The organism is Kitasatospora azatica KCTC 9699 (assembly GCF_000744785.1).
Lineage (GTDB): Bacteria > Actinomycetota > Actinomycetes > Streptomycetales > Streptomycetaceae > Kitasatospora > Kitasatospora azatica.
In genome coordinates, this window is record NZ_JQMO01000003.1 from 3,681,091 (window position 1) to 3,694,452 (window position 13,362).

The following is a 13,362-nucleotide window of genomic DNA, read 5'->3' on the forward strand; positions in this document are numbered from 1 at the left end:
TAAATGGCATAGGACACAAGGAGATAGTCCGTAGGGCGGCGGCATCGCGGCACAGCAGGACGGGCCCGCGCCAGGGGGGGAGAGGCGCGGGCCCGTCAGTGGCGCGTCCGGGCCCCTGGGGGGGTAGGGGCGCTGGGGACGGCCAGCTCTGGGAAGGCGGTCCGGCGGGTGAGCCGGGCTACTGGCCCATCGGGTGCCAGACCGTCTTGGTCTCCAGGAAGGAGAGTAGCCGGTCGGTACCCGGAGCATTGGTCCAGTCCTGCGCCGACGGATCGACCGCCGGGCGCAGCACCCGCTTCAAGGTATCCGCCGCGGCCGCCTCGAGCGAAGCCGCCGCGCCGGGTCCTTCGTCTGCGATCGCACCGGTCAGGTCGAGCGCGTTGACGTCCTGGTGCGAGGCGAGCGTCGGGGCCAGGTCCGCGGTGCGGCCGGAGAGGATGTTGACCACGCCGCCCGGGACGTCCGAGGTGGCCAGCACCTCGCCCAGCGAGAGCGCCGGCAGCGGGGCGTCGGCGGCGGCCGCGAGCACGGCGGTGTTGCCGGTGGCGATCACCGGGGCCAGCACCGAGACCAGGCCGAGGAAGGAGTGGCCGTAGCCCGCCTGCGGGGCCAGGATCCCGACCACGCCGGTCGGCTCGGGCACCGAGAGGTTGAAGTACGGGCCGGCCACCGGGTTGGCGGCGCCGGCGATCTGCGCCACCTTGTCGGTCCAGCCCGCGTACCAGACCCAGCGGTCGATCGCCTGGTCCACCAGTGCGGCGGCCTTCTTGGCGCCCAGGCCCTCGGCCGCGGCCACCTCGGCGGTGAACTGCTCGCGCCGGCCCTGCAGCATCTCGGCAACCCGGTAGAGCACCTGGCCGCGGTTGTAGGCGGTGGTGCCGGCCCAGCCCTTGACCGCCGCGCGGGCGGCGAGCACCGCGTCGCGGGTGTCCTTGCGGGTGCCGAGCGGGGCGTTGGCCAGCCACTGGCCCTTGGTGTCGGTCACCTCGTACACCCGTCCGCTCTCGGAGCGCGGGAACTTCCCGCCGACGAACAGCTTGTAGGTCTTGCTGACCTGGATTCGTGCACTGGCGTCAAGTCGCGTGGCAATGTCAGACATCGAGGTAGGCCTCCAGACCGTGGCGGCCACCCTCGCGGCCGTAGCCCGACTCCTTGTAGCCGCCGAACGGCGAGGTCGGGTCGAACTTGTTGAAGGTGTTGGCCCAGACCACACCGGCCTTCAGCCGGTCGGCCATCCAGAGGATGCGCGAGCCCTTCTCCGTCCAGATGCCGGCGGAGAGGCCGTACTGGGTGTTGTTGGCCTTCTCCAGCGCCTCGGCCGGGGTGCGGAAGGTCAGCACCGAGAGCACCGGGCCGAAGATCTCCTCGCGGGCGATCCGGTGCGCCTGGCTCACGCCGGTGAACAGGGTGGGACGGAACCAGTAACCGGTGGACGGGAGTTCGCAGGACGGCGACCAGCGCTCGGCGCCCTCGGCCTCGCCGGCCGCGGTCAGCTCGGTGATCCGGGCCAGCTGGGCGGCCGAGTTGATCGCGCCGATGTCGGTGTTCTTGTCCAGCGGGTCGCCCAGCCGCAGGGTCTCCACCCGGCGCTTGAGCGCGTCCAGCAGCTCGTCCTGGATCGACTCCTGGACCAGCAGCCGCGAACCCGCGCAGCAGACGTGGCCCTGGTTGAAGAAGATGCCGTTGACGATGCCCTCGACCGCCTGGTCGATCGGCGCGTCGTCGAACACGATGTTGGCCGCCTTGCCGCCCAGCTCCAGCGACAGCTTCTTGCGGCTGCCCGCGAGTTGACGCGCGATCGAGCGGCCGACGTTGGTCGAGCCGGTGAACGCGACCTTGTTGACGTCCGGGTGCGCGGTGAGCGCGGCGCCGGTGCGGCCGTCACCGGTGACGATGTTGACCACGCCCTTGGGCAGACCGGCCTGGCGGCAGATCTCGGCGAACCGCAGCGCGGTCAGCGGGGTGGTCTCGGCCGGCTTGAGCACGACCGTGTTGCCGGTGGCCAGCGCCGGGGCGATCTTCCAGGCCAGCATCAGCAGCGGGAAGTTCCACGGGATGACCTGGCCGGCCACGCCGAGCGGCTTCGGGTTGCTGCCGAAGCCGGCGAAGTCCAGCTTGTCGGCCCAGCCCGCGTAGTAGAAGAAGTGCGCGGCGACCAGCGGGAGGTCGACGTCGCGGGTCTCCTTGATCGGCTTGCCGTTGTCGATCGACTCCAGCACCGCCAGCTCGCGCGAGCGCTCCTGGATGATCCGGGCGATCCGGAACAGGTACTTGGCGCGCTCGCTGCCGGGCAGCGCCGACCAGTCGGCGAAGGCCTTGCGGGCGGCGGCGACCGCGCGGTCGACGTCCTCCTCGGTGCCCTGGGCGAACTCGGCCAGCACCTGCTCGGTGGCCGGGTTGACCGTCTTCAGCGCCTCGCTGCCACTGGAGTCGACGAACTCGCCGCCGATGAAGTGGCCGTAGGAGGTGGCGATGTCGCCGGCCGCCGCGGGGGACTCGGGAGCCGGGGCGTACTCGAAGAAGGCCTTGGGGGCCTCGACCGCTGCTGTGTTCTTCTTGGCCATCGTGATCAGTCCACCGTCACGTAGTCGGGACCGGAGTACCGGCCGGTGCTGAGCTTCTGACGCTGCATCAGCAGATCGTTGAGCAGGCTGGAGGCACCGAAGCGGAACCAGTGCGGGGTCAGCCAGTCCGCGCCGAGCGTCTCGTTGACCATCACCAGGTACTTCATGGCGTCCTTGGTGGTCCGGATCCCGCCGGCCGGCTTCACGCCGACCTGGACACCGGTCTGCGCGCGGAAGTCGCGCACCGCCTCCAGCATCAGCAGGGTCACCGGGGGAGTCGCGTTGACCGCGACCTTGCCGGTGGAGGTCTTGATGAAGTCCGCGCCGGCCAGCATCGCCAGCCAGGAGGCGCGGCGGACGTTGTCGTAGGTCTGCAGTTCGCCGGTCTCGAAGATCACCTTCAGGTGGGCGGCGGTGCCGTCCGGGCGCTTGCACGCCTGCTTGACCGCGGTGATCTCGTTGAACACGTCCAGGTACCGGCCGGACAGGAAGGCGCCGCGGTCGATCACCATGTCGATCTCGTCCGCACCGGCGGCCACCGCGTCGGCGGTGTCGGCCAGCTTCACCGGCAGGGCGACCCGCCCGGCCGGGAACGCGGTGGCGACCGAGGCGACCTGGATGCCGCTGCCGGCCAGCGCGGCCTTCGCAGTGGCCACCATGTCCGGATAGACACAGATCGCCGCGACCTGCGGTGCCGACGGGTCACTCGGATCGGGATACCGACCCTTGGTGCACAACGCGCGCACCTTGCCGACCGTGTCCGCGCCTTCCAGCGTGGTCAGGTCGATCATCGAGATGGCGAGGTCGATCGCGAAGGCCTTGGCCGTCGTCTTGATCGAACGCGTACCGAGAGCGGCGGCGCGGGCTTCCAGGCCGACGGCGTCGACGCCGGGCAAGCCGTGCAGGAAGCGGCGGAGCGAGGCCTCGGATGCGGCGACGTCGCTCAGGCCGCCGCCCGCGGCACCGGGGGCATTGGCTGCAACAGTGGACATAGTCACCAGACCAGCATATCTACGCGCGTAGCCGAACGGTAGCGAGGGCACGGGTTCGATGCGGGAACGAGATCTGGGGTCCCGGTGCCTGGCGTGCGCTGCCCGGTGGAGGTGCTCGGCGCCTCGGCTGCCTGGTGAATGGCGCAGCAGGCTGTTGCTCACCGGTATTGGGCGGGTCGCGGAGAATGGGCCGGTGACCTCCGCAGACCGCTCCGCCGCCGACGCTCCGTCCCCCGCTCCCCGGAAGAAGGTCGGGCGGCGTCCCGGGGGGGCTGATACCCGGGCTGCTGTGCTGGAGTCGGCTCGGGCCGAGTTTGCTGCTCGGGGGTACGAGAAGGCCAGCATGCGGGCGATTGCGCGTGGGGCCGGGGTGGATGCGGCGCTGTTGCACCACTACTTCGGGAGCAAGGACCGGCTCTTCCTGGCGGCTCTGGAGTTTCCGGTGGATCCGGAGCAGGTGGTGGCGCACGTGCTGGGGGGCGACCGGGGGGTGGTGGGGGAGCGGGTGGCGCGGTTCGTGCTGGGGTTGTGGGAGCAGCCGGCGGTGCTGGAGCGGTTGCTCGCGCTGATCCGGGCGGCGGCGACCACGGAGGCGGTGGCGCAGCTGATGCGGGAGTTCGCGGTCGGGCAGCTGATCGGGCGGATCGCGGCCGGTCTGGAGGTCGAGGATCCTGAGCTGCGCACGGAGTTGATGGTTTCGCAGATCATCGGCCTGGCGATGGTGCGGTATGTGATCAAGGTCGAGCCGCTCGCCTCGGCGACGACCGAGGAGCTGGTTCCGCTGCTGGCGCCGACCTTCCAGCGGTATCTCACCGGGGCGTAGTCCGAGCTCTCGTCCGCCGTCGAGCACCGCGGCGTGGTTCCGCCACGCCGCGGTGCTTGACGGCGGACGCATGCCGCAGGAAACTCAACGCATGATGAATTTCGAGGCCGACGCCTCCCCTGCGATCCGGGTGGACGGCCTGACCGTGGTCCGCGGCGGCCGACCGGTGCTGCCCGGACTTGACCTCACCGTCGCGCGTGGCGCGATCACCGGACTGCTCGGCCCGAGCGGCTGCGGCAAGACCACGCTGCTCCGCTCGATCGTCGGCGTGCAGCGCCTGGCGGGCGGCAGCGTCGAGGTGCTCGGCCACCCGGCCGGCGCGGCGGCGCTGCGCGACCGGGTCGGCTACGTCACCCAGGCGCCCTCCGTCTACGCCGACCTGTCGGTGGCCGAGAACCTGCGCTACTTCGCCGCCGTGCTCGGCGCACCGCGCACCGATCCGGCCCGGGTGATCGCCCAGGTCGGCCTGGCCGGACGCGAGCACGACCTGGTCGCCGACCTGTCCGGCGGCCAGCGCGCACGGGTCTCGCTGGCCGCGGCCCTGCTCGGCAACCCCGAGCTGTTGGTTCTGGACGAGCCGACCGTCGGCCTCGACCCGGTGCTGCGCCAGGAGCTCTGGCAGCTCTTCCGCCGACTGGCCGACGCCGGCGCCACCCTGCTGGTCTCCAGTCACGTCATGGACGAGGCCGGGCGCTGCGACCGCCTGCTGCTGATGCGCGAGGGGCGACTGCTCGCCGAGGACACCCCCGCCGAACTGCTGCGCCGCACCGGCACCGCCGACATCGACGCCGCCTTCCTCGCCCTCGTCGCCACCGTGGAGGTGCCCGCGTGAACGCCGCCCGGACCCTGGCCACCGCCCGTCGGGTGCTGGCCCAACTGCGCCACGACCCGCGCACCATCGCCCTGTTGCTGGTCGTCCCCTGCGTGCTGCTCACCCTGCTGCACTACATGTACGACGGCCAGCCGCACGCCTTCGACCGGATCGGCGCCGCACTGCTCGGGATCTTCCCGCTGGTCGTGATGTTCCTGGTCACCTCGGTGGCGATGCTGCGCGAGCGGACCACCGGGACCTTGGAGCGGCTGCTCACCATGCCGATGGCCAAGCTCGACCTACTGCTCGGCTATGCGCTCGCCTTCGGGGCGATCGCGCTGGTCCAGGCGGGGCTGGCGTCCGCGCTGACGCTGGGCCTGCTCGGCCTGAAGGTGGCCGGACCGACCTGGTTGCTGGTCGCGGTGGCGGTCGCGGACGGGCTGCTGGGGATGGCGCTCGGGCTCTTCGTCTCGGCCTTCGCGGCCACCGAGTTCCAGGCGGTCCAGTTCCTGCCCGCCGTCCTGCTGCCCCAACTGCTGCTCTGCGGCCTGTTCGTGCCGCGCGCCGAGATGGCGACGGGGCTGCACTGGGTCTCCGACCTGCTGCCGCTCTCCTATGCGGTGGACGCGATGACCCGGCTGACCGTGGACGCCGGGGTCGGCGGGCGCACGGTGGCCGACCTCGCGGTGGTGGCGGGCGCGGCCCTGCTGGCACTGACGCTGGGCGCGGCCACTCTGCGGCGGCGGACGGCGTAGCGGGGCGCTGCTGCCCGGGCTGGTGCTGGGGTGCGCTTCAGCGTCGCTGCTCACGCAGCTCGGTGCGCACCCGCCGGAGCTCCCGGCGTCCGACGGGCGCGTGCGAGGCGACCGGTCGGCCTTCGCGCTCCAGCTCCAGCCGGTACGGCACCGCCCCGACAGCGCGCAGCACCGCCGCCACCGGGCTCAGCAGCAGCCGGATCACGAACTCCAGCAGCCAGAGCGGCAGCATGACGGCCAGCACCACCAGGGCGGGCAGCGCGAGGACGAACGAGATCGGGTCGGTCCCCAGCCCGCCCGGGACGAGGTCTTGGACGATCTCCAGCTTGACCCGCTGACGGCCGGCCAACCGCCGCTGCCGCAGGGTCCATCGGACGCCGTGCTCATCCTTCCATCGCATGATCGGACTCTAAGGGGTGGCGCCGACCGCGGGCCAGGGTGTGGGCTTGACGCATGACCACCGTCACGGCCGAGGCCATCCGTACCGACCGCCTGCTGCTGCTCCCGGTCCGGGTCGAGCACGCGGAGGAGATGGCCGAGGCGCTCGCCGACCCCGCCCTGCACACCTTCATCGGCGGCGCCCCGGACACGGCCCAGGCCCTGCGTTCCCGCTACCGACGGTGGGCGGCCGGATCCCCCGACCCGGCCGTCTCCTGGTGCAACTGGGTGATCCAACTCCGTGCCGAGGCCTGCCTGGTGGGAACGGTCCAGGCGACGATCGGCGACGGCGCGGCGGAGCTCGCCTGGGTGGTCGGCACCAGCTGGCAGGGGCGGGGGATCGCCACCGAGGCGGCCCGCGGGCTGGTCGACTGGCTGGCGCCGCAGCCGGTGCGCCGCCTCCTGGCGCACATCCACCCGGACCACTGGGCATCCGCGGCGGTGGCGGCGGCGGTCGGGCTCACTCCCACCGACCGGTGGCAGGACGGTGAGCGCGGCTGGGAGCGGGTCATCTGCTGAGTGATCGTCAGCCCGTTCATGTCAGCGGCGGTGAATATGCCAGAGGTACTGAGCCGTTGTCATAAGAACGGCCCAGAAACCTCAAATCTCCCGCAGATCCGGCTGACCTGCGGATAGGGCGCCACGCAACGCGGGTAGCGTGCTGGTAGGGGGAGGTCAGCCGGGGGAGGTGGCACGGTGTTCGAAACGGCGCAGTGGCCCGTGGTGTGGACCGGGTTCCTTTTGATGGCGGTGAGCGTCCGGTTGGCGGTGACGGTTCGCACGCACCGACACCGGCGCAACGGGCCGGCCCGGCGGTCGAGTCATCTGGAGTGGCTGCCGGGGCTGGCGGGTCTGATCGCGGTGGTGGGGGCCGGGCCGCGGATACTTCGGGCGAACAGCTCGGTGCTCGCGGTGACCGACGACCTGGCGCGGCTGGCGGTCGCGGGGGTGGCCGGCTTGCTGCTGTACGGGGCGATCATCGTGCTCCGCCGCCTGCGGGGTTAGCGCACAGGCGGCGGAGGCGCGTTGGGTCGAGTGGGCACGCGTCACCGCGTGTTACCGAGGGCCGATCACTTCCAGCTGTCGTTGAGGTTCACCGAGCCGGCCGCGCCGGTGGTGCCGGTCCGGTTCGCGCCGGACTCCCAGGTCACGTTCCCCGCAGCGTCCTTGACGAGGTACTTGTACTCGAAGGAGGTGTTCGGCGGCAGCGTCACCGAGCCGGTCCAGTTGGGGTACGCCGCCGAGGAGAGCGCGACGGCGGTGTTCGGGTCCCAACTGCCCAGGGCGGCGAGCGAGCCGACCAGGTAGACGTTCTGGCCCCAGACGGTCGTCCGGTTCTCGCTGAAGTCGACGGTCACCTGGCCGGCCGAGGAGCCGCCGTTCCAGCTGTCGTTCAGCGTGCCGCCCGAACTGCCGGTGCCGGCGGCGTGGTTGCTGCCGGACTCCCAAGTTACGTTCCCGGCCGCGTCCTTGAGGATGTACTTGTACTCGAAGGAGGTGTTGGCCGGCAGGCCGACCGTAGCGCTCCACACCGGGTACGCCGCCGAGGAGAGCGGGACCGCCGCAGCGGGGGCCCAGTTGCCGAGCGCCGGAAGCGAGCCGACCAGGTAGACGTTCTGGCCGGCGACGGTGGTCCTGGTCTCGTTGAAGGTCTCGTTGACGAGGCCGGACGACGGGCTGCTCGAGGGACTGCTCGACGGAGTGGGTGTGGGCGTCGGAGTGGGCGTCGACGTCGGGCAGGAGCTGCACGGCGCCCCCGTCGCGTACAGCGCCACCGCGTCCCCGGCGCCCACCGTCACGGTCGCCTGGCCGGCCGCGTTCACCGTCACCGTCGGGCCGCCGCAACCGCCGCCGGTCTGCAGGTCCCCGTGGATCACGTCGCAGTACGTCCCGGCCGCCAGGCCGGTCGCGAAGGTCCGGGTGAGAGCACTGCCACTGTTGTTGATCGCCACCCAGGCGGCGCTGCCCCGGCTGAAGGCGATCGCGTTGCTGCCGCTCCACCAGTTGGCCACCGGCCGACCCTTGCCCGCGTTGTGCCAGCCGACCATGTTGGCGATGCCCTGGTTGCGGTCGGTGCAGACCCAGGCCGAGGAGGAGCAGTCGGTCGCGGTCACGTACCCGTTGGCGTCGGCCGGCGGGGACTGGTCGTTGCTGCTGAAGCTGAAGCCGGAGTAGACCTGCGGGGTGCCGTAGCCGTAGGCCAGTTCGAAGACGGTGGCCAGGGTGTACTTGGACCCGTCCTTGTAGCTGAGGGTCGAGCCGTTGCGTTCGAGGTCGTGGTTGGTCACCATGACCGCTGCCTTGTCGCTCGGCTCGAGTCCAGAACTCTGGCCGAAGCCCTGCAGGTTGGCGATGTCTCCGGTGAACCGGCTCTTCATGTCGTAGGCGTAGTCGAACTCCAGCAGGCTGCCGTTGCTCTCGAAGGCGCTGGGCGCCAACTGCCCGCTGCTGCCCGGGAACACCTCCTGGTAGATGTACGGCCGCGAGCCCCAGGCGGTGTTGTTCAGGCGGGAGATGATGTTGCCGAAGTCGGCCTGCGCGATGTGCTTGGCGGCGTCCACCCGGAAGCCGTCGACGCCGTAGCCGATCAGCTTGTTGAGGTAGCCGGCGATCTTGGCGCGGACCTCGTCCTTCTCGGTGTAGAGGTCGGAGAGCGAGACCAGCTGGCACTCCTGCACCTGCTGGACGTTGTTCCAGTCGTTGATGACGTTCCCGGAGTTGGGGCAGTCGGCCGGATAGTCGTGGAAGCTGGAGCGGTTGTAGCCGATGCTCCAGTAGTTGTAGGTCGCCGGGTTGAAGCTCGCGCCGCCGTAGGAGTCGGTGCTGGTCTGGTTGGATCCGGCGGCGTGGTTGACCACCGCGTCGGCGTAGACCTTGACGCCTGCGTTGTGGCAGGCCGTCACCATCGCGGCGAACTGGGCCTCGGTTCCCATCCGGCTGTTGAGGTCGTAGCCGACTGGCTGGTAGACGTCCCACCAGGGGTGGGTGCCGTTGTTGAGCCGGATCGAGTCCTCGGGCGGGGCCACCTGGACGGCGCCGTAGCCCTTGGGGCCGAGCACGGTGGTGCACTCTCCGGCCACCGAGGGCCAGTTCCACTCGAAGAGGTTGGCGATCGCGTCGCCGCCGTTGGGGGTCGCCGCGGCCTGAGCGGTGCTCTGCAGGCTCAACGGCAGCAGGCCGCCTGCCAGTAAAGCGGCAGCGGCGAGCAGTGGACGCAGGTGTCTCATATGGAGCGCTCCCATAGGGGTGGGGCCGTCCCGTCGGGGGGTGGGGCCCGGCGGTGACGGGGGGTACGGGTGCAGCGGTGCACGACCCTCCCGCTCAGTCGCGGAGCCGTCAAGAGATCTCGCAAAGAATTGCGGAAACTTGCGGAAACTACTTGCTGTCCCCGAGTGGCAACCCGCGTGACGGCCCGCGTGACGGCCCGCGCGACGGCCTGCGCGACGGCCCGCCCCGAGGTCGCGGCCGAAAAGTGACACTCGCGCCCCGAGGGAAGCCGGGACCAATGCGGCAGAATCGTCCTCATGACCGAATCCGACGGCACGCCCGACCACGGCTCTGCCGCCCCCGCCGACGGGCCGAAGTACGCCGACAGCGTCTTCCGCTCGACCCCCGGCATCATCTCCGGTGTCCTGCTGCTGGTGGTCGCCGGCTGGCTGATTGTCGACGCCATGCTCACCAGCAGCGGCAAGACCCCGTGGGTCGCGCTGGCCGCAGCTCCGGTGTTCGCCTTCCCGGTGATCGCCTACACCCTGCGCCCGGCCGTGCTGGCCGGCCTGGACCGGATGGTGGTCCGCAATCCGCTGCGCACCATCACCGTCCCGTGGGCCGAGGTCCAGGAGCTGCGTTCCAGCTTCTCGGCCGAGCTGACGGCGGGCGGCCGGACCTACCAGATGTGGGCCGTCCCGGTCTCGCTGCGCCAGCGCAAGAAGGCCACCCGCCGCGAGCTGATGTCCGCCGGAGCGGGTGACCCGCGGGCCAGCCGGCTGGCCGGTCTGGGCCGGCCGTCCCGGGGCGCGGTGCCCGGCGCCCCGGACCCGACCCGCGCCTGGTCCGACCAGGTGGTCGACATGCTGCGCGAGCAGGCGGAGGTCAACGCGGTGCGCCCGACGGCGAAGGGCGAGGTCAAGGTCGAGTGGTGCTGGTGGGTGATCGCGCCCACCCTGGTCGGCCTGGCCGTGCTGATCGCCCTGATCGTCGCCTGAGGCGTCACCTGAGCGGTACTGAGCCTGAGCGGTACTGAGCCTGAGTGCTGCTCAGCCTGGGCGCTACTGAGCCGCCGTCGGCCCCCACATCCGGGGCCGACGGCGGCTCGGCCGTCACGGCAGGTAGCGGAAGGTCCCCGACAGGGTCCCCAGCTGGTCGCCCGGGTGGAACGTGGTGTTGAGCGCCTGGTTGATCCCGGCCGCGCCCTCCGGCGTCAGGGTCAGCGGGACCTTGGCCGTCTTGATCGCCACCCGCGACAGGTCGAGGCCCCAGCCCGCGCCGCCGGTGAAGGCGCTGCCCAGGGTGTAGGAGACGAAGCGCTGCTCGGTCGGGCTCTTCGAGCCGTTGATCTCCGGATAGGTGGACAGGCCCTGGTTGGGGAAGAACCGCAGCCAGAACTCGTTGGCCGTCCAGCTCCCGCCGGTGGCCGGGTTGCTGAAGGTCCAGCCGCCCGGGTAGTAGACCCGCCCGAAGTCGATCAGGTCGATGTAGTCGTCCGAAGTCCAGCCGATGTCGCTGATCAGCCCGGCTTCGCCCGGCATGGTGGTGACGGGGGCGATCGGGGTGACGGTGATCCCGGCATCGTCCAGCGCGGACTTGAAGCCCGGATCCCAGCTGACCTGGGCGCTGCCCCAGGGGGAGACGTACGGGCCGGGGGCGAGCCTCGGGGCCGGCGCGGAGTCGGCGGCGGGGGCGACGGGCGTCGGTGCGGCGGTGGCCAGGCTCGGCAGGCCGACGGCGAGCACGGCGGCGGCCAGCAGGCCGGCGGCGACGCGGCGGACGGTCAGGCGGGGGTGCATCGTGAGTCCTCCTCAGGTGGTTCCCGGGAGGTACTCAACCGTACGTGGGCGAATCGTCGCTGCCGTTGGCGCTGATCTTCCCTCGTACGGGTGATCGCCCGTACGAGGGAGGGTGCGTGACTTCCGGTCAGATCCCGGCGGCGCCGGCCAGGTCCCGCTTCAGCGCGGTCAGCAGCTCGGCCGCCCGCTCCCGGGTGCCGGCCAGCTCGGCGGCGGTGCCGACCGGCAGCACCACCTCCAGGTAGCACTTGATCTTGGGCTCGGTGCCGGAGGGGCGGACCACGATCCGCGCCGAGCGCACCGACTCGCCGGCCAGGTAGTAGCGCAGCCCGTCGGTCGGCGGCAGCTCGGCCGAGCCGGCGCTCAGGTCGTCGGCGCGGGCGACGGTCAGGCCGGCGAGCGAGACCGGCGGCTGCTCGCGCAGCCGGCGCATCGCGTCGGCGATCAGCGACAGGTCCTCGACCCGGGCCGAGAGCTGGTCGGTGGCGTGCAGGCCGTGGGTGAGCGCCAGATCGTCCAACAGGTCGGACAGGGTGCGCCCGGACCGCTTCAGGGTGGCGGCCAGTTCGGCGATCAGCAGGGCGGCGGTGATGCCGTCCTTGTCCCGCACACCGTCCGGGTCGACGCTGTAGCCGAGGGCCTCCTCGTAGCCGTAGCGCAGGTCCTCGGTGCGCGAGATCCACTTGAAGCCGGTCAGCGTCTCGGCGTAGCCGAGGCCGGCCGCCTCGGCGATCCGGCCGAGCAGGGTGGACGAGACGATGGTGGTGGCGAAGGTGCCCTGGGCCCGCTTGGCCACCAGCGCTGCGCCGAGCAGTGCGCCGACCTCGTCGCCGCGCAGCATCCGCCAGCCGGTGCCGGTGCCGGCGGTCGGCACGGCCACCGCGCAGCGGTCCGCGTCCGGGTCGTTGGCGATCACCAGGTCCGGGCCGACCGAGGCGGCGGCGGCGAAGGACAGGTCCATCGCCCCGGGCTCCTCCGGGTTGGGGAAGGCCACCGTCGGGAATTCCGGGTCCGGCTCGGCCTGGGCGGCGACCACCGTCGGGGCCGGGAAGCCGGCCTGCTTCCAGGCGGCCAGCAGGGTGTCCCGGCCGACCCCGTGCAGCGGCGTGTAGACCACCTCGAGGTCGCGCGGGCCGGCCGGGTCGAGCACGGTCAGGGCCCGGGCCAGGTAGGCGTCAAGCACCTCCTCGCCAAGCAGCTGCCAGCCTTCGGCCGCCAGCGGGACCTCGGCCAGGGTGGCGATCGCGTCGATCTCGGCGGCGATCTCGGCGTCGGCGGGCGGCACGATCTGCGAGCCGTCGCCCAGGTAGACCTTGTAGCCGTTGTCCCGCGGCGGGTTGTGACTGGCCGTCACCATCACGCCGGCGGCCGCGCCCAGGTGGCGGATCGCGAAGGCCAGCACCGGGGTGGGCAGGGAGCGCGGCAGCACGGCGGCGCGCAGACCGGCGCCGACCATCACGGCCGCGGTGTCCAGGGCGAACTCGTAGGACTTGTGCCGCGCGTCGTAGCCGACCACCACCAGATCGCCGGCATCGGCCTTGCGCAGGTAGGCCGCGAGCCCGGCGGCGGCCCGGATCACCACGGCGCGATTCATCCGCATCGGGCCCGCGCCCAGCTCGCCGCGCAGGCCGGCGGTGCCGAACTGCAGGCGGTCGGCGAACCGCTCGGCCAGCTGCGCCGCGACGGCCTCGTCGTCGGCCCGCTCCAGCAGGGCCGCCAGCTCCGCGCGGGTCTCGGGATCGGGGTCCTCGGCCAGCCACTGGCGGGCCCGGGCGAGGAGGGTGGTGGTCTCAGCCATCGCTAACTCCGGTAGGTCGGGTGAAGACCGACCGGCGATTGGGGGGGCGGCGTCGCGACGCCCGGACTCTCGCCTGGACGGCTTCTCCTCAGTCGCCAATGCTCCGCAGTGGCTCCCTCGTCGGCACCGCCCAGACTCGGCCCGGACCCCGCTCCTTCACCCAACCCCCAATCGC

The 13,362-nt window shown here is 71.7% G+C and carries 13 protein-coding genes; 6 read left to right on the forward strand and 7 right to left on the reverse strand.

The genetic code is table 11. The features are described 5' to 3' along the window. Positions 1–178: 178 nt before the first annotated feature. Genes BR98_RS27045 through deoC form a run of 3 tightly spaced genes read right to left on the reverse strand, consistent with a single transcriptional unit; the run spans position 179 to position 3,556 of the window. Positions 179–1,099, reverse strand: a complete 921-nt coding sequence (locus BR98_RS27045; protein WP_035848383.1) for an aldehyde dehydrogenase family protein — start codon at positions 1,097–1,099, stop codon at positions 179–181. Next, complete coding sequence (locus BR98_RS27050; protein WP_035848385.1) at positions 1,092–2,564, reverse strand: aldehyde dehydrogenase family protein; 1,473 nt, start codon at positions 2,562–2,564, stop codon at positions 1,092–1,094. Before BR98_RS27050 ends, BR98_RS27045 begins: the two co-directional genes overlap by 8 nt. A 5-nt stretch (positions 2,565–2,569) precedes the next feature. After that, positions 2,570–3,556, reverse strand: coding sequence for a deoxyribose-phosphate aldolase (deoC, locus tag BR98_RS27055; RefSeq protein WP_035848387.1), 987 nt, complete (start codon positions 3,554–3,556; stop codon positions 2,570–2,572). Positions 3,557–3,749: 193 nt separating this feature from the next. On the opposite strand from deoC, the gene BR98_RS27060 reads away from it, so the two are divergent. The 3 genes from BR98_RS27060 (at position 3,750) to BR98_RS27070 (ending at position 5,945) form a co-directional block, all read left to right on the forward strand. After that, a complete protein-coding gene (locus BR98_RS27060; protein ID WP_035848390.1) occupies positions 3,750–4,379 on the forward strand; it encodes a TetR/AcrR family transcriptional regulator in 630 nt (209 codons plus the stop codon). Between the two features lie 91 nt (positions 4,380–4,470). Then, positions 4,471–5,211, forward strand: a complete 741-nt coding sequence (locus BR98_RS27065; RefSeq protein WP_157537948.1) for an ABC transporter ATP-binding protein — start codon at positions 4,471–4,473, stop codon at positions 5,209–5,211. After that, positions 5,208–5,945 carry an ABC transporter permease gene (locus BR98_RS27070; RefSeq protein WP_035848392.1) on the forward strand — a complete coding sequence of 246 codons (738 nt, stop codon included), beginning with the start codon at positions 5,208–5,210 and terminating at the stop codon, positions 5,943–5,945. The genes BR98_RS27065 and BR98_RS27070 overlap by 4 nt, the downstream gene beginning before the upstream one ends. A 37-nt stretch (positions 5,946–5,982) precedes the next feature. Here the strand turns inward: BR98_RS27070 and BR98_RS27075 are convergent, their stop codons facing one another. Then, the gene (locus tag BR98_RS27075) at positions 5,983–6,345 is read right to left on the reverse strand and encodes a hypothetical protein (RefSeq protein ID WP_157537949.1); all 363 of its coding nucleotides are present in this window, start codon (positions 6,343–6,345) and stop codon (positions 5,983–5,985) included. A 53-nt stretch (positions 6,346–6,398) separates the two neighbouring features. On the opposite strand from BR98_RS27075, the gene BR98_RS27080 reads away from it, so the two are divergent. Both BR98_RS27080 and BR98_RS27085 read left to right on the forward strand, forming a co-directional pair. Then, positions 6,399–6,902: a GNAT family N-acetyltransferase gene (locus BR98_RS27080; protein ID WP_035848396.1), complete on the forward strand. Its 504-nt coding sequence runs from the start codon at positions 6,399–6,401 to the stop codon at positions 6,900–6,902. Positions 6,903–7,127: 225 nt separating this feature from the next. Further along, positions 7,128–7,388, forward strand: a complete 261-nt coding sequence (locus BR98_RS27085) for a hypothetical protein (protein ID WP_157537950.1) — start codon at positions 7,128–7,130, stop codon at positions 7,386–7,388. A gap of 65 nt (positions 7,389–7,453) precedes the next feature. Here the strand turns inward: BR98_RS27085 and BR98_RS27090 are convergent, their stop codons facing one another. Further along, entirely contained in the window at positions 7,454–9,610 is a 2,157-nt protein-coding gene (locus BR98_RS27090; RefSeq protein WP_232247615.1) for a carbohydrate-binding module family 20 domain-containing protein, read from the reverse strand. A gap of 297 nt (positions 9,611–9,907) precedes the next feature. Between BR98_RS27090 and BR98_RS27095 the strand changes: the two genes are divergently transcribed. After that, positions 9,908–10,588, forward strand: coding sequence for a PH domain-containing protein (locus BR98_RS27095; RefSeq protein WP_035848402.1), 681 nt, complete (start codon positions 9,908–9,910; stop codon positions 10,586–10,588). Between the two features lie 114 nt (positions 10,589–10,702). Here BR98_RS27095 and BR98_RS27100 read toward each other — a convergent pair whose 3' ends face one another. Together BR98_RS27100 and BR98_RS27105 are read right to left on the reverse strand one after the other, a co-directional pair. After that, positions 10,703–11,389, reverse strand: a complete 687-nt coding sequence (locus BR98_RS27100) for a hypothetical protein (RefSeq protein ID WP_035848411.1) — start codon at positions 11,387–11,389, stop codon at positions 10,703–10,705. 127 nt (positions 11,390–11,516) lie between these two features. Next, complete coding sequence (locus BR98_RS27105; protein ID WP_035848413.1) at positions 11,517–13,187, reverse strand: phospho-sugar mutase; 1,671 nt, start codon at positions 13,185–13,187, stop codon at positions 11,517–11,519. Between the last annotated feature and the right edge of the window lie 175 nt (positions 13,188–13,362).